This window comes from Jiangella mangrovi (assembly GCF_014204975.1).
Classification (GTDB): Bacteria; Actinomycetota; Actinomycetes; order Jiangellales; family Jiangellaceae; genus Jiangella; species Jiangella mangrovi.
Genome location: NZ_JACHMM010000001.1, coordinates 1,662,761 through 1,676,697 on the forward strand (window position 1 = coordinate 1,662,761; position 13,937 = coordinate 1,676,697).

Annotated in this window: 13 protein-coding genes; 1 reads left to right on the plus strand and 12 read right to left on the minus strand. The window is 72.0% G+C overall.

What is annotated here, in order from left to right:
• Nucleotides 1-15: 15 nt before the first annotated feature.
• The 4 genes from HD601_RS07720 to HD601_RS34650 all read right to left on the minus strand — a co-directional run bounded on the left by HD601_RS07720 (nucleotide 16) and on the right by HD601_RS34650 (nucleotide 5,106).
• On the minus strand, nucleotides 16-1,383 hold the full coding sequence (locus HD601_RS07720; RefSeq protein ID WP_184820731.1) for a dihydrolipoamide acetyltransferase family protein: 1,368 nt from the start codon (nucleotides 1,381-1,383) through the stop codon (nucleotides 16-18).
• Nucleotides 1,384-1,393: 10 nt separating this feature from the next.
• On the minus strand, nucleotides 1,394-2,395 hold the full coding sequence (locus tag HD601_RS07725; RefSeq protein ID WP_184820733.1) for an alpha-ketoacid dehydrogenase subunit beta: 1,002 nt from the start codon (nucleotides 2,393-2,395) through the stop codon (nucleotides 1,394-1,396).
• Entirely contained in the window at nucleotides 2,392-3,531 is a 1,140-nt protein-coding gene (gene pdhA / locus HD601_RS07730) for a pyruvate dehydrogenase (acetyl-transferring) E1 component subunit alpha (protein ID WP_184820735.1), read from the minus strand. Before pdhA ends, HD601_RS07725 begins: the two co-directional genes overlap by 4 nt.
• A 402-nt stretch (nucleotides 3,532-3,933) precedes the next feature.
• Nucleotides 3,934-5,106 carry a thioester domain-containing protein gene (locus tag HD601_RS34650; RefSeq protein WP_184820737.1) on the minus strand — a complete coding sequence of 391 codons (1,173 nt, stop codon included), beginning with the start codon at nucleotides 5,104-5,106 and terminating at the stop codon, nucleotides 3,934-3,936.
• A gap of 157 nt (nucleotides 5,107-5,263) precedes the next feature.
• Here HD601_RS34650 and HD601_RS07740 point away from each other — a divergent pair, with 157 nt between their 5' ends.
• Nucleotides 5,264-6,061, plus strand: coding sequence for an acyl-CoA thioesterase domain-containing protein (locus HD601_RS07740; protein ID WP_184820739.1), 798 nt, complete (start codon nucleotides 5,264-5,266; stop codon nucleotides 6,059-6,061).
• A gap of 26 nt (nucleotides 6,062-6,087) precedes the next feature.
• Here HD601_RS07740 and HD601_RS07745 read toward each other — a convergent pair whose 3' ends face one another.
• The 8 genes from HD601_RS07745 to HD601_RS07780 all read right to left on the minus strand — a co-directional run bounded on the left by HD601_RS07745 (nucleotide 6,088) and on the right by HD601_RS07780 (nucleotide 13,927).
• A complete protein-coding gene (locus tag HD601_RS07745; protein ID WP_184820741.1) occupies nucleotides 6,088-6,768 on the minus strand; it encodes an FCD domain-containing protein in 681 nt (226 codons plus the stop codon).
• A gap of 89 nt (nucleotides 6,769-6,857) precedes the next feature.
• Nucleotides 6,858-7,532 carry an RraA family protein gene (locus HD601_RS07750; protein WP_184820743.1) on the minus strand — a complete coding sequence of 225 codons (675 nt, stop codon included), beginning with the start codon at nucleotides 7,530-7,532 and terminating at the stop codon, nucleotides 6,858-6,860.
• A gap of 2 nt (nucleotides 7,533-7,534) precedes the next feature.
• The gene (locus HD601_RS07755) at nucleotides 7,535-8,605 is read right to left on the minus strand and encodes an Ldh family oxidoreductase (protein WP_184820745.1); all 1,071 of its coding nucleotides are present in this window, start codon (nucleotides 8,603-8,605) and stop codon (nucleotides 7,535-7,537) included.
• On the minus strand, nucleotides 8,602-9,816 hold the full coding sequence (locus tag HD601_RS07760) for an enolase C-terminal domain-like protein (protein WP_184820746.1): 1,215 nt from the start codon (nucleotides 9,814-9,816) through the stop codon (nucleotides 8,602-8,604). Before HD601_RS07760 ends, HD601_RS07755 begins: the two co-directional genes overlap by 4 nt.
• A gap of 10 nt (nucleotides 9,817-9,826) precedes the next feature.
• Entirely contained in the window at nucleotides 9,827-10,807 is a 981-nt protein-coding gene (locus HD601_RS07765; RefSeq protein ID WP_221440688.1) for an aldo/keto reductase, read from the minus strand.
• Nucleotides 10,804-11,661, minus strand: a complete 858-nt coding sequence (locus HD601_RS07770; RefSeq protein ID WP_184820748.1) for a carbohydrate ABC transporter permease — start codon at nucleotides 11,659-11,661, stop codon at nucleotides 10,804-10,806. Before HD601_RS07770 ends, HD601_RS07765 begins: the two co-directional genes overlap by 4 nt.
• Nucleotides 11,658-12,614, minus strand: a complete 957-nt coding sequence (locus HD601_RS07775; protein WP_184820750.1) for a carbohydrate ABC transporter permease — start codon at nucleotides 12,612-12,614, stop codon at nucleotides 11,658-11,660. Before HD601_RS07775 ends, HD601_RS07770 begins: the two co-directional genes overlap by 4 nt.
• Nucleotides 12,614-13,927, minus strand: a complete 1,314-nt coding sequence (locus tag HD601_RS07780; RefSeq protein ID WP_184820752.1) for an ABC transporter substrate-binding protein — start codon at nucleotides 13,925-13,927, stop codon at nucleotides 12,614-12,616. Before HD601_RS07780 ends, HD601_RS07775 begins: the two co-directional genes overlap by 1 nt.
• Nucleotides 13,928-13,937 lie beyond the last annotated feature (10 nt).

Consider the following 13,937-nt stretch of genomic DNA (forward strand, 5'->3'; position numbering starts at 1 on the left):
GCAGTCCGCCGGGCGTCAGCCCCAGACCAGGGCGTTGCCCGGGTCCTCGAGCAGCGCCGCGAGGTCGGCCAGGAACCGCGACCCCTGCTCGCCGTCGACCAGCCGGTGGTCGAAGGAGAGCGCGAGCGTGGTGACCCAGCGCGGGCGCACCTTGTCCTTGTGCACCCACGGCTGCTTGCGCACCGCGCCGAACGCGACGATGGCCGCCTCGCCCGGCGGCAGGATCGGCGTGCCGGTGTCGACGCCGAAGACGCCGACGTTGGTGATGGAGATGGTGCCGCCGAGCATGTCCTCGGGCGGTGTCCTGCCCTCGCGCGCCGTGGCGGCCAGCTGGTTGATGGCCACGGCCAGCTCGCGCAGTGGCAGCCGGTCGGCGTCCTTGACGTTCGGCACGACCAGCCCGCGCGGCGTGGCCGCGGCGATGCCGAGGTTCACGTAGCGCTGCAGGACGATCTCGCCCGCCGCCTCGTCCCAGCGGGCGTTGACGTCGGGCGTGCGGCGTGCGGCGATGCAGACCGCCTTGGCCAGCACCGCCAGCGGCGACAGCCGGACGTCGCGGAACTCGCGGGAGTCGCGCAGCCGCTCGACCAGCTTCATGGTGCGGGTGACGTCGACGGTGACGAACTCGGTGACGTGCGGCGCCGTGAACGCCGACGTGGTGACGGCCTTCGCCGTCGCCTTGCGGACCGAGCGGATCGCGACCCGCTCCTGCCGCGCCAGGCCGTCCCAGCCGTTGCCCGGCGGCGTCACGCTCGGCGCCGCGGCGGGCTCGGGCGCGGCGGCCGCGGTCTGCACGTCGTCGCGCGAGATGGTGCCGTTGGGCCCCGTGGGCATGACGGTGGCGAGGTCGACACCGAGGTCCTTGGCGAGCTTGCGCACCGGCGGCTTGGCCAGCACCGGGCCCCGGGCGACGACGGGTTCGGGCTCGGGTTCCATGGGGGTCGCCACCGGAGCGGGTGCGACGGGGGCAGCCGGCGGTTCCGCCGTCTTGCGCGCCCGCCGCTTCGCCGCCGTCGTGCGCGGGCCGTAGCCGACGAGGACGGCCTGCCGCTCCGCCTCGGGCTCGGCCTCGGGCACCGGCGGCGTCGGAACCATGTCCTCGGCGCCACCCCCCACGGCGGGCTCCGCGGCGGCCGGTTCGGACCCCGTCCGCACCGCGATGATCGGGGTGCCGACGTCGACCGTCGTGCCCTCGTCGACCAGCAGCGTCTCGACCACGCCGGCGAACGGGCAGGGAAGCTCGACCAGCGACTTGGCCGTCTCGATCTCGACGATGACGTCGTTGACCTTGACGTGGTCGCCGGGCTTGACCTTCCAGGACACGATCTCCGCCTCGGTCAGCCCCTCGCCGACGTCGGGGAGGTTGAACTGCGACACACTCATGCAGACCTCCTCAGAAGGCGAACGTGCGGTCGACGGCGTCGAGCACGCGGTCGAGGTCGGGGAGGTACTCCTCCTCGACCCGCGCCGGCGGATACGGGGTGTCGTAGCCGGTGACGCGCTGGACCGGCGCCTCGAGGGAGTAGAAGCACTCCTCGGTGACCCGGGCCGCCACCTCGGCGCCCACGCCGAGCGTGCGCTGCGCCTCGTGCACCACGACCAGCCGGCCGGTGCGGCGGACGGAGTCGTACACCGCGCGCAGGTCCAGCGGCGACAGCGTGCGCAGGTCGATGACCTCGAGCGACCGGCCGTCGTCGGCGGCGGCGGCCGCGGCGTCGAGGCACGTCTTCACCATGGGGCCGTAGGCCGCCACCGTGGCGTCCGTGCCGGGCAGCGCCACGCGGGCGGACTCGAGCGGCAGAATGCCGTCTCGGGCATCCATGTCCACCTCGGCCTTCTCGTAGTAGCGCCGCTTCGGCTCGAAGAAGACCACGGGGTCGTCGAGCCGGATGGCCTGCTGGATCATCCAGTACGCGTCGAGCGGGTTGGAGCAGGTGACCACCTTGAGGCCCGGCGTGTGGGCGAAGTAGGCCTCGGGGCTCTCGCTGTGGTGCTCGACGGCGCCGATGCTGCCGCCGTAGGGAATGCGGATGACCATGGGCAGTCGCAGCCGGCCGCCGGAGCGGAAGTGCATCTTCGCGACCTGGTTGACGATCTGGTCGTAGCCCGGGTAGACGAAGCCGTCGAACTGGATCTCGCAGACCGGGCGGTAGCCGCGCAGCGCCAGCCCGACCGCGGTGCCGATGATGCCGGACTCCGCGAGCGGGGTGTCGATGACGCGGTCCTCGCCGAAGTCCTTCTGCAGGCCGTCGGTGACGCGGAAGACGCCGCCGAGCTTGCCGACGTCCTCGCCCATGACCAGGACCTTGGCGTCGTGCTCCATGGACCGGCGCAGGCCCGCGTTGATGGCCTTGATGATGTTGAGCTTCTGCACGCCCGTCGGCTGGTCGGTCATCGGGCCACCTCCTCGGCGAAGCTGTCCAGGTAGGTCGTCATGGACTCGCGCTGGGCGACGAGGTCGGGCGTGGGCTCGACGTAGACGTGGTCGAAGATCGAGGTCGGCGTGGGGTCGGGCAGGGCCCGGCAGGCGGCGCGCAGGTGCACGGCCAGCTCCTCGGCCTCGGCCTCGACGCCGTCGAAGAACGCCTGGTCGGCGAGGTCGCCGCGGACCATGAACGCCTTGACCCGCTCGATGGGGTCCTTGAGCTTCCAGTGCTCGAGCTCGGCGTTGAGGCGGTAGCGGGTGGGGTCGTCGGTGGTGGTGTGAGCGCCCATGCGGTAGGTGAACGCCTCGACCAGCGTGGGGCCCTCGCCGTCGCGGGCCCGCTGCAGTGCCTCGCGGGTGACGGCTAGGCAGGCCAGCACGTCGTTGCCGTCGACACGGACGCCCGGGAAGCCGAAGCCGGCGGCACGGCGGTACAGCGGCACCCGGGTCTGGCGCTCCAGCGGCTCGGAGATGGCCCACTGGTTGTTCTGGCAGAAGAACACGACGGGGGCGTTGGTGACGCTGGCCCAGATGAACGCCTCGTTGACGTCGCCCTGGCTGGTGGCGCCGTCGCCGAAGTAGGCGATGACGGCGGCGTCGCGGTCGGGGTCGCCCGTGCCGATGGCGCCGTCGCGCTGGATGCCCATGGCGTAGCCGGTGGCGTGCAGCGTCTGCGCGCCGATGACGATCGTGTAGAGGTGGAAGTTCGTCTCGGCGGCGTCCCAGCTGCCCTGGTCGACGCCGCGGAACAGCGCCAGCAGCTTGACCGGGTCGACGCCGCGGCAGAAGGCGACCGCATGCTCGCGGTACGTCGGGAAGACGTGGTCCTGGGCGCGCAGTGCGCGGGCGGACCCGACCTGGGCGGCCTCCTGGCCCAGCAGGCTGGCCCAGAGGCCCAGCTCGCCCTGGCGCTGCAGCGCGACGGCCTCGCCGTCGACGCGGCGGCCCAGCACCAGGTCGCGGTACATGGCCCGGACGTCGTCGCCGGTGATGTCGGCGATGAGGGCGTCGTAGTGCTCGTTCGGGACCCGCAGTCCCTCGGGGGTGAGCAGCTGGACGAGCTCGGGTTCGGGCGGGGTGGCCCCGGCCGCCGTCTCGACAGTCATGTGTCTCCTTCACGTCGTCGGCTCCGCAGGATTGCCGCGGGAGCCTGCTCCTCGTGACCACCGGCGGCGTGGGTGAGGACTACGGGTGGGTCCTCATCCTCGCCGCGGTGCATGACCGTGACCGGAGTCACGACCTCGCTACCGCCACGGTACCCAGATCCGGGGTCGGACGGGTGCATCGAGGCGGCAGGTGGGGCTCCATCCTGCAGCACCTCCTGTCAGCCTGCCCGCTGGGGCTGGCCGGAAGGCTCGTCGTTCCGGACAAACTTCCTCGCCTGGACGCTGCACCAACCACACAAGTCCTCTGCCGTCCGAGTAACCGTCGCGCGCTGACCTCACACGACGCGAGCCGCGCGGTGCGTCCCGTCAGACGCGCCGCGCGGCTCGGCGATGTGTTCTGCGTTACTCGGCGGCTCCGCTGAACCGGCGGCGCAGCAGGAACGCGGCCGCAGCGACCAGACCCAGGCCGAGCGTCAGCAGCACGGTCGGCGAGCTACCGGTGTCCGGCAGGTCCTCGTCCGGGGTGTCGCTGGGCGACGGCGTCGGGGTCGCGCTCGGCGTCTCGGACGGGGTGTCCGACGGCGTCGGGGTCGGCGTCGGCGCGGCGGTCCAGTCGGCCGTGCCCTCGACCTCGAGCTCGGTCTTCTCCGACTGCGCCAGGATCAGCGACTGGCTGCGGATCTCGTCGGTGTCGCTGACGAACAGCCGGCCGATGTTCAGGTGCGCCTCGGCCCGCAGCCGCACGGTGGCGTCGCCGGCCTGCGCGTCGGCCGGGACGTCGACGCCGATGGTGTCGCCGTCGACGACCTGGTCACCCAGCGGTGCGCCGTCGCCGTCGACCAGCTCGACGCCGTCCGGGAGCTCCGCGGTGACGTCGACGGTGTCGGCGTTGGTGCTGACGGTGAACGGCCCGAGGACGGTGCCGGCCTCACCCGAGACCGACGCCGGCTCCAGCGCCAGGGCCGGCGCGGGCTGCTCGCCGATGCCGGTGTTGTCGTCGCCGGTCAGGTGGTCGTAGAGCGCCAGGACGTCGGCGTCGACCTCGCCGCCCGCGTGCGTGATGTCGTCGCGGTCGGGCTCGGCCGCGTCGCTGTAGTGCCAGACGGCCAGCTGGGTGGCGGTGATCGCCTCGCGCTCGTCGAGGCCGTCGTTGAAGTCGACGTCACCGAGCGCGGCCTCGATGTCGGCCACCGGCAGCACCGGGTAGGAGCGCTGCAGGACCCACAGGATGTGGTCGGCGTTCTGGGTGAACGGGGCGTCGGGCGCCGGATAGGCGTCCCACGGGACCTCGATCATCTCGGCGGCGCCGTCGATGGGCACCGACAGCTCGACGCAGTACGTCTTCAGCACCGCGCCGTCGTCGGCGCGCAGGCCGATGAGCAGCGTGCTGGCGTCGCCGATGGAGACGTTGACGCCGTATCCGGGGACGTCGCCCTCCGGATAGCGGCCGGCCTTCGCCTCGGCGTCGGCGGTCTCGATGTCGGCGGCGGTGGCGGATCCGGAAAGCAGAACGGCCGCGCCGAGCGCGGCCGCGACACCGGCGCTGACGGAGCGCCGGCGGACATGGCTGGACAAGGGTTCTCCTTCGTGATTGTGCACCCTCCCCCGAGAACCGCCGCAGGCTATCGGATATCGGGACGAATCGAAAGAACCCCTGTGACAGGGACATGACCGGCGGTCGTCGCGCCCCGGGCCTGTCGGCGCCGCGCGGAGTCGCATAGGGTCTTGACCCGTGCCTGACTTCGACGAAGCGTCGGCCACGCGCCGAGTGTCCCCTGGTCTGCACAGCGTCGACATCGACGGGACCTGGTCGGTGGGCGAGGTGCCCAACGGCGGCTACCTGCTCGCGCTGATCCTGCGCGCCGCCCTCGGCGAGTCCGCCCACCCGCATCCGGTGAGCACCAACGCGCACTTCGTGGCCCCGCCCACGGCCGGCCCGGCCGAGGTGAAGGTCGAGGTCGTCCGCACCGGCCGCACCATCGAGACGCTGCGCGCGACGCTGGTCCAGGACGACCAGCCGCGGGTCGAGGCCACCATCACCACCAGCACGCTGTCGCGCACCTCACCGGTCGAGTGGGTCGGCCCGCCGCCCGAGCCCGTGGCGCCGGTCGACGAGTGCATCCGCGCCGTCGTCGACCTTCCCGACGGCACCCACGTCGGCCTGCTCGAGCACGTCGACCTGCGGCTGGACCCGCAGACCCTGGGCTGGTTCTCCGGCCGCCCGGCCGGCCAGCTCTCCATGCGCGGCCACGTCCGGCTGGCCGACGGCACCCAGCCCGACCCCGTCGTGCTGGCCCTGGCGGTCGACTCCCTGCCGCCGACGGTCTTCGGCCTCGGCCGGCTGGGCTGGGCGCCCACCGTCCAGCTGACGGTGCTGACCCGCAGCCTGCCGGCGCCGGGCTGGCTGACGGTGCACCTGCGCGGCCGGCTGGTCCGCGACGGCTGGTTCGACGAGGAGGCCGAGGTCTACGACGCCGACGGCGCCCTGGTCGCGCAGTCGCGGCAGCTGGCCCGCATCAGGGTGACCTGACGCCGTCAGCCGTCAGCCGCCGGCCCTCAGCCGCCGCCTGCGAGCTTCTGACGCAGCTGCTCGGTCATGCGCGCCTCGCCGGTGCGCAGGTGCGCCAGCAGCCGCTGCCGGGCCAGCTCGAAGTCGCGTTGGCCCACCGCCTCGGCGATGCCGGTGTGCTCGTCGAGGGTGTCGTCGACACGCAGCGGCACCCCGGACGAGAGGTAGTGCCGGCCGCGGACGATGTGGTTCTCGATGACGGTGTAGAACCCCTGGAGCCGCACGTTCTTGCTGCACGCGACCAGGAACGTGTGGAACGAGTGGTCGTGGCCGAAGTAGTCGTCGAACCGGTCGGGCAGGATCGGGTGCTGGTAGCCGTCGAAGAAGGTGGCGATGCGCTCGATGGCGTCGTCGTCGGGCTCCTCCTCGAGGCGGTCCAGCCCGGCGGGCTCGAGCCGGCGGCGCAGCTCGAACAGCTCGTGCACGTCCTGCTCGGAGAACGGGGTGACCACCCAGCCGCCGCGGCCGCGCGGGGTCAGCAGGCCGGCCGCCTCGAGCCGGTGCAGCGCCTCGCGGACCGGGGTGCGGCTCAGGCCGAGCAGATCGGCGAGCTCGCGGTCCTTGACCGGCGCGCCGGGGGGCAGCTCGGTGCGGACGATGGCCTCGCGGATGGACTCGAAGGCGCGGTCGCCCAGCTGGACGGTCTCGATGGGCTGCAGCGACGTCACGGCCGGATCAACCCCCTTCATCTGCGACGACGGCCCGTTTGGTCTTCCGAGAACAGTATCGTGTGTTCCGGATGTTGATCCATAACGCGTCACGGCAGCTCCACCATCCGCAGCGCGGCGTCGATCCAGGCGCGGTCCCAGGTCCCGGCCTCGATCGCCCGCCGCTCCGCCTCCTCGGCCGACCGCTTCTCCTCGGCCAGCGCGACGATCTCTTCGGCCCGCGCCCGCGGGATGACCGCGATGCCGTCCGCGTCGCCGATGACGAGGTCGCCGTCGGCCACCGCCACCCCCGCCAGCGCGACCGGGCAGCGCAGTTCCCCGGGGCCGTCCTTGTACGGGCCGAGGTGGCTCACGCCGGTCGCGAACACCGGCGGCGCCAGCGCGGCGAGGTCGGCCTGGTCGCGCACAGCGCCGTCGACGACGAGGGCGGCCAGCCCGCGGGTCGTGGCGTACTGGCCCATGAGCCCGCCGAGCACCGCCCGGTCGGTCTGCCCGCCGCCCGCCACCACCAGCACCTCGCCGGGCCGGGCCAGGTCGAGCGCCTTGTGCACGACGAGGTTGTCGCCCGGCCGGGTGCGCACCGTCAGCGCCGGCCCGGCCACCACCTGGCCGGTCGTGAGCCCGGCGACGGGAAGCAGCCCGGGCGCGCCGGCCCAGCGGCCGAACACGTCGGAGACCAGTGACGTCGCGAGCTTGGTGAGCCGGTCGACCAGCTCGGTGGGTGGGAGTGGGGTGGCCGGGTGGATCGGGCAGTCGACGGGCATGGTCACTCCACTTCCGTGAGGGCGGGCAGGCGGTCCGGCAGTCCGAAGTCGGCGGCGACGGCGTCCAGCTCGGCACGGGCGGCGGCGGACAGCCGCACCCCGTCGCGCTCGGCGGCGGCCAGTGCGGCGTCCTCGACCTCGCCCGGCAGCAGGACGCGCTCGACACCGTCGGCCGGCGGGAGGTCGTGCACTTCGCGGGCGAACCCCTCGACGTGCGCGGCGAACGCGGCCCGTCCCCGCCAGCGGTCCGGGTCGAGGGCGAGGAACAGGTGGCTGACCCCTTGCGGGCGATCCGGATGCAGGTACATGTCGCCCAGGGAGTGGCCGGTCACCCCGGCCACCAGCCCGCCGCACAGCAGCTCGATCATCATCGCCAGGCCCGACCCCTTCGGCCCGGCGAACGGCAGCATCGCGCCGGCCAGCGCGGCGGTGGCCTCCGTGGTCGGGCGGCCCTCGGTGTCGACGGCCCAGCCCGGCGGGATCGCCCGGCCCTGCTGCTCGGCGACGATCACCTTGCCGCGGGCGGTGGCGCTGGTCGCGATGTCGAGCACCAGCGGCGGGCCGTCGTCGCGCGGGACGGCGATGCTCAGCGGGTTGGTGCCGACGGCGCGGCCGCGGCCGCCGTGGTAGGTCATGGTCGGGGGTGCGTTCGAGAGGGCGACGACGGCGTACCCCTCGGCCGCCGCGCGCCGGGTCAGGAAGGCGAGCGTGCCGCAGTGGTTCGAGTCGCGCACGCCCGCCACCCCGACGCCGTGCTCGCCGGCCAGGGCGACCGCCGCCTCCAGCCCCGTCAGCGCACCGAGCTGCCCGACGGCGTTGCGGGCGTCGACCCGGGCGGCGGCGCCGTCGCGCTCGACCACCGGGACCGCCAGCGGGTCCACGGCGCCGGAGCGCAGCCGCGACGCGTAGACCCGCAGCCGGACCACGCCGTGCGAGCCGACGCCGCGCGCCTCGGCATCGACGAGCGAGCCGGCCACCAGGTCCGCCGTCGCCGCCGGCAGCCCGGTCGCGCCCAGCACGGCGGCACAGTGCGCCCGCAGGACGTCGAGCGGGATCGGGTCGGCCTCCGTCATGCGGGGTCGGCCCACCGCTCGTTCGGGATCAGCGGGTACCAGTCGGGCCGGGCCGGGTCGCGGTCGTAGGTGTAGTTGCCGACCTTCTGGAACAGCTCGGCGTACTTCGCCATCTTGTCCGGGTCGAGCTCGATGCCGAGCCCGGGCCCGTCGGGGACGGCGATGGTGCCGTTCTCGTAGGTCATCTTGCCGCCGACGATGACGTCGTCGGCCAGGTGGTGGTAGTGGGTGTCGACGGCGAACGGCAGCGCCGGCAGCACCGCGCCGAGGTGCAGCATGGTCGCGAGGCCGATGCCCAGCTCGCCCGACGAGTGCATCGCCACGCTGAGCTGGAACGTCTCGCACACCCCGGCCGCCTTGACGCACGGCCGGATGCCGCCCCAGAACGTGGTGTCGAGCAGGATGACGTCGACCGCCGGCTGCAGCACGTTGGCCGCCAGCTGCTCGAAGTTCACGACGACGGTGTTCGTGGCGGTCGGGATGTTGATGGCCTCGCGGACCCGGCGCATGCCGTTGAGGCCCCAGGTCGGGTCCTCGAAGTAGTCGTTGCGCAGGTGCTCGATGCCGCGGGCGAACCGGATCGACTCCTCGACGCTGAGCACCGAGTTCGGGTCGTAGCGCAGCCCGTCCTCCGGCGCGGCCTCGGCCACCGCCTCGTAGGCGTCGCGCTCGTAGTCGGGGTGGAAGACCCCGCCCTTGAGCTTGTGGGTGCGGAAGCCGAAGCGCTCCTTGAGGTCCAGCGTGTGCGCCGCCAGCTGCTCGGCGGTGCGGACCTCGCCGGAGCCGTCCTCGTTCGGGTAGCGGAAGAACAGGTACGACCCGAACTCCACCCGGTCGCGCAGCCTGCCCCCGAGCAGCTGCGAGGCGGGCAGGCCGAGCGCCTTGCCCATGAGGTCGATGCAGGCGAACTCCAGAGCCGCGTGCAGGTGGGTGCGGTTGCCGTACAGCGCGGCGGTCGGGTTGAGCAGCTTGAACCGCATCGCCTCGAGGTCGAACGGGTCGTGGCCCTGCAGGTACGGCAGCAGCCCGCGGAACGCGTCCTCGGTCGCCTTGCCGGCGCCGCGCATCTCGCCCAGCCCCGTCAGGCCCTCGTCGGTGTCGACCTCGACGATGGTGCGCACGAACCGGCCCCAGTGCCCGCCGTTGGCGTGCCGCAGCGGCGCCTCGAGCGGGATCGCCACCGTCGTCGCGCGAATGTCCGTGATCTTCATCGGTGTCTCCTCACCGGTTGTAGAGCGGCGCGGCGCCACCCACGTCCGCCCAGACCTCGTCGCACGCCGCCGCCGTGGCGTCGTCCAGGGGTCCGCCGTCGATCGCCCGCAGGTTCGCCTCGAGCTGCTGGAGCCGGGACGCCCCGAGCAGCACCGCGCTGGTCAGCGGCCGGTGCGCCACCCAGCGCAGCGCCAGCTCGACCAGCGTGATGCCGGCGGCGTCGGCGACCCCGGCCAGCCGGTCGACGGCGTCGAACAGCGGGCCGTTCCAGTACCGGTCGCGGTAGACCTCGCGGCTGAACCGGGTGCCCGGCTCCGGGGCCCGGTCGATGCGGTGCTTGCCGGTGAGCAGGCCGCCGGCCAGCGGGTTGTAGACGATGTTCGTGAGCCCGAAGTGCTCCGCGCAGGCGGCGTACTCGGCCTCGATGCGCCGGCCGACGAGGTTGTACATCGGCTGCGAGACCAGCGGCTCGGGCCAGCCGTTCGCCCGGGCGAGCAGCAGCGCCTCGGTGATCTGCCAGGCGGCGAAGTTGGACTGGCCGACGTGGCGGATCTTGCCGGCGGCCACGAGGCCGTCCAGCGTCTCGAGGGTCTCCTCGATGGGCGTGTGGTAGTCGGGCCGGTGCAGGTAGTAGACGTCGATGTGGTCGGTGCCGAGGCGGCGCAGGCTGGCCTCGACGGCCTTCGTCAGCGCCGCCCGGCCCAGTCCCTTGAGCGACTCGTCGGTCTGCTCGACGTGGCTGCCGACCTTCGTGGCCAGCAGGACCTCGTCGCGGAACGGCTTCACCGCGCGGCCGAGGATCTCCTCGGACGCACCGCCCTGGTAGTTGTTCGAGGTGTCGAACATCGTCACCCCGGCCTCGCGGGCGGCCCGCACCATCTCGGTGGCGCCGGCCTCGTCGACCTGGGCGCCGAACGTCATGGTGCCCAGGACCACGCGCCCGATGGTCAGCGGCATGAGCTGCTCCTCTTGGGGGTGGGTGGCGGTCATTTCAGCCCCGTGGTCGCGACCCCGCGGACGAGGTACTTCTGCGCGGCGAGGAAGAACCCGAAGATCGGGCCGAGCGAGAGGATCGACATCGCGAACAGCGGCCCCCACGACGACTCGCCCTCGGCATCCATGAACGCGCGCAGCGCCAGCGGGACGGTGTAGTTGTCCGGCGTCGACAGGTAGATCAGCGGCGACAGGAAGTCGTTCCACGTCCAGATGAACGTGAAGATCGCCGTGGTGGCCAGCGCCGGCATGGTCAGCGGCAGGATCACCCGCCAGTAGATGCCCCACCAGCCGCAGCCGTCGATCTTCGCGGCGTCGTCGAGCTCACGCGGCAGCGTCCGGATGAACTGCACCATGAGGAAGATGAAGAACGCGTCCGTGGCCAGGAACTTCGGCACGATCAGCGGCAGGAACGTGTCGATCCAGTTCAGCTCCGAGAACAGGACGTACTGCGGGATCAGCACCACGTGCTGCGGCAGCATGATCGTCGCGAGCATGATCGCGAACCAGAACCGCCGGAACCGGAAGTTCAGCCGCGCGAACGCGTACGCCGCGAGCGAGCAGGCCACCAGGTTCCCGACGATCGACCCGATCGCCACGATGAACGAGTTGAGGAAGAACGTCGAGAACGGGATCCGCAGCGCGTTCCAGCCGTCGGTGTAGTTCGCCAGCGTGAAGGCGCTCGGCCACAGCCCCGAGTCGCTGAAGATCAGCTCCGTCGGCTTGAACGAGCTCGACAGCATCCAGATCAGCGGGTAGAGCAGCAGCAGCCCGAACGCCACCAGCGCCACGTGCTTGAGCAGCCGCCTCGCCCGCGACGGGCGTCCCGTCAGCGTCGTCGCCGCGCTCATCGCTCGTCTCCGTAGAACACCCAGTACTTCGAGGCGGCGAAGTTCAGCGCCGTGAACAGGGCGATGACCACGAACAGCACCCAGGCCATGGCCGACGCGTAGCCCATGCGGAAGCTGGCGAAGCCCTCCTGGTACAGGTACAGCGTGTAGAAGAGCGTGGAGTCGACCGGCCCGCCCGTGCCGTCGCTGACCACGAACGCCGGCGTGAACGCCTGGAACGCGCCGATCATCTGCAGGATCAGGTTGAAGAAGATGACCGGCGTCAGCAGCGGCACGGTGATCGAGAAGAACCGCCGCACCCGGCCGGCGCCGTCGACCGAGGCCGCCTCGTAGTACATGTCCGGGATCTGCCGCAGCCCGGCCAGGAAGATCACCATGGGCGCGCCGAACGTCCACACGCTCAGCGCGACCAGCGTGTACACGGCGGTCGCGGGCTCGGAGATCCAGCTCCGGCCCTCGATGCCGAAGACGCCGAGGAACCCGTTCACCAGGCCGTCGCCGCTGAACACCCGCCGCCACAGGATCGCGATGGCCACCGACGAGCCGAGCAGCGACGGCAGGTAGTACACCGATCGGTAGAACGAGAGCCCGCGCAGCCCCTTGTCCAGCACCATGGCCAGGAACAGCGCGAACGCCAGCTGCAGCGGCACCGAAACCACGACGTAGATCAGCGTGACCTTGACCGACGCGATGAAGCGCGGGTCGTCGGTGAACATCCGGACGTAGTTGTCCAGCCCGATCCACGTCGGCGACGTCAGCGGGTTGTACTCGGTGAAGGACAGGTACAGCGAGGCGATCATCGGGCCGATGACGATGACGAACAGCCCGACCAGCCAGGGCGACAGGAACAGGTACCCCGCCACGTTCTCGCTGATCCGGAACCGGCGCCCGCCGGCGCGGCGGGGCCGCTCCGGCGGGCTCTCGACCCGGCCTCGTGTCGCGACGGCGGACATCAGCCGAGGAGTCCCGGCGCTTCGCTCATGAACTGGTCGACGGCCTCGTCCAGGCTCATGCGGCCGAACGCGTACTCGTAGTACACCCGCTGGTAGAGGTCGTTGAAGTCGCCGAACCCGGTCGGCAGCACCGGCGTCACCTGGGCGTCGAAGGACTGCACGGTCTCGAGGTGCTCGAACGAGCGCTGCTCGGTCTCGTCGACGGTCCCCAGGACCTCCTCGCGGATGGCCGGGGACGCCGGCACGCCGCGGGTGGTCTGCAGCAGCGCGCCCGCCTCGGAGTCGTTGACCAGGAAGTCGATGAGCTTCGCCGCCGTCTCGGCGTTGGCGCTGGTCCGCGTGATGCTCCAGGCCATGCCGGCCCGCCAGACCTGACCAGGCTCGCCGTCGTCGCCGAACGGGTAGGTCGCCATGCCGACCTCGCCCTGGCTCAGGCCGACGAAGTTCGTGTACTGGCTCGACGTGGTGAAGTCCATGGCCGCGTAGCCCTGGACGACGCCGGAGTTCTCGGGGTTGGCGCCCTGCGCGGTCTGCAGGTCGGCCGGCACCGCGGCGCCGTCCTCGCGCAGATCGCCCCAGAACTGCCACAGGTCCTTGACGTCCTGCGCCTCGAAGCCGAGCTCGTTGCCCTCGAACAGCTGCTTGCCGCGCTGGTTGAGGAAGGACTGCAGCACCTCGTACTGCGGGCCGCCGTCCTCGGTGCCGTAGTAGCCCTCGCCGCCGGCCGCCGCGATCTCGCGGGCGAGGTCGCCGAACTCGGACCAGGTCCACGTCTCGCTGGGCGGCTCGATGCCCAGCTCCTGCAGCTTCGTGGCGTCGTAGACGAGCGCGTGGCCGTCGAGGCCCGGCGGGATGCCGTAGAGCGTGCCGTCGATGGTCTGTGCCTCGAGCGGCTCCTCCTCCCAGCCCTCGACGTCGATGGTGCCGTCGTCGACGAACGGGCCGAGGTCGAGCAGCACGTCGCTGGTCGCGTACTGCGAGAGCACCTGGCCGGACATCTGGATGATGTCCGGGGCGTTGCCCCCGGCGACCTGTGTGGTCAGCCGGTCCCAGAAGTTCGTCGCGGTGGTGTACTCGACGCTGATGTCGACGTTCGGGTTCTGCTCCATGAACAGGTCGAGGGCATCCTGCGTGCGGGTGTTGCGCTCGTCCGAGCCGGACCAGGCGATCCGCAGCGAGACGTCACCGTCGCCACCCTCGGCGCCGGCGGAGTCGCCGTCGGACCCGCAGGCCGCGAGGCCGGCGACGAGCACGGCGCACATCGTCGCCGTCAGAGCTGTGACTGCCCGCTGACGCGTAGTCCGTACCGTCATAGCGGTCTCC

What these genes read in the sequence shown, in the direction of transcription:
- pdhA (WP_184820735.1), bottom strand. Translation starts at nt 3,531, where the DNA reads ATGACTGTCGAGACGGCGGCCGGGGCCACCCCGCCCGAACCCGAGCTC.
- HD601_RS07725 (WP_184820733.1), bottom strand. Translation starts at nt 2,395, where the DNA reads ATGACCGACCAGCCGACGGGCGTGCAGAAGCTCAACATCATCAAGGCC.
- HD601_RS07765 (WP_221440688.1), bottom strand. Translation starts at nt 10,807, where the DNA reads ATGACCGCCACCCACCCCCAAGAGGAGCAGCTCATGCCGCTGACCATC.
- HD601_RS07760 (WP_184820746.1), bottom strand. Translation starts at nt 9,816, where the DNA reads ATGAAGATCACGGACATTCGCGCGACGACGGTGGCGATCCCGCTCGAG.
- HD601_RS07720 (WP_184820731.1), bottom strand. Translation starts at nt 1,383, where the DNA reads ATGAGTGTGTCGCAGTTCAACCTCCCCGACGTCGGCGAGGGGCTGACC.
- HD601_RS07755 (WP_184820745.1), bottom strand. Translation starts at nt 8,605, where the DNA reads ATGACGGAGGCCGACCCGATCCCGCTCGACGTCCTGCGGGCGCACTGT.
- HD601_RS07780 (WP_184820752.1), bottom strand. Translation starts at nt 13,927, where the DNA reads ATGACGGTACGGACTACGCGTCAGCGGGCAGTCACAGCTCTGACGGCG.
- HD601_RS07770 (WP_184820748.1), bottom strand. Translation starts at nt 11,661, where the DNA reads ATGAGCGCGGCGACGACGCTGACGGGACGCCCGTCGCGGGCGAGGCGG.
- HD601_RS07775 (WP_184820750.1), bottom strand. Translation starts at nt 12,614, where the DNA reads ATGTCCGCCGTCGCGACACGAGGCCGGGTCGAGAGCCCGCCGGAGCGG.
- HD601_RS07750 (WP_184820743.1), bottom strand. Translation starts at nt 7,532, where the DNA reads ATGCCCGTCGACTGCCCGATCCACCCGGCCACCCCACTCCCACCCACC.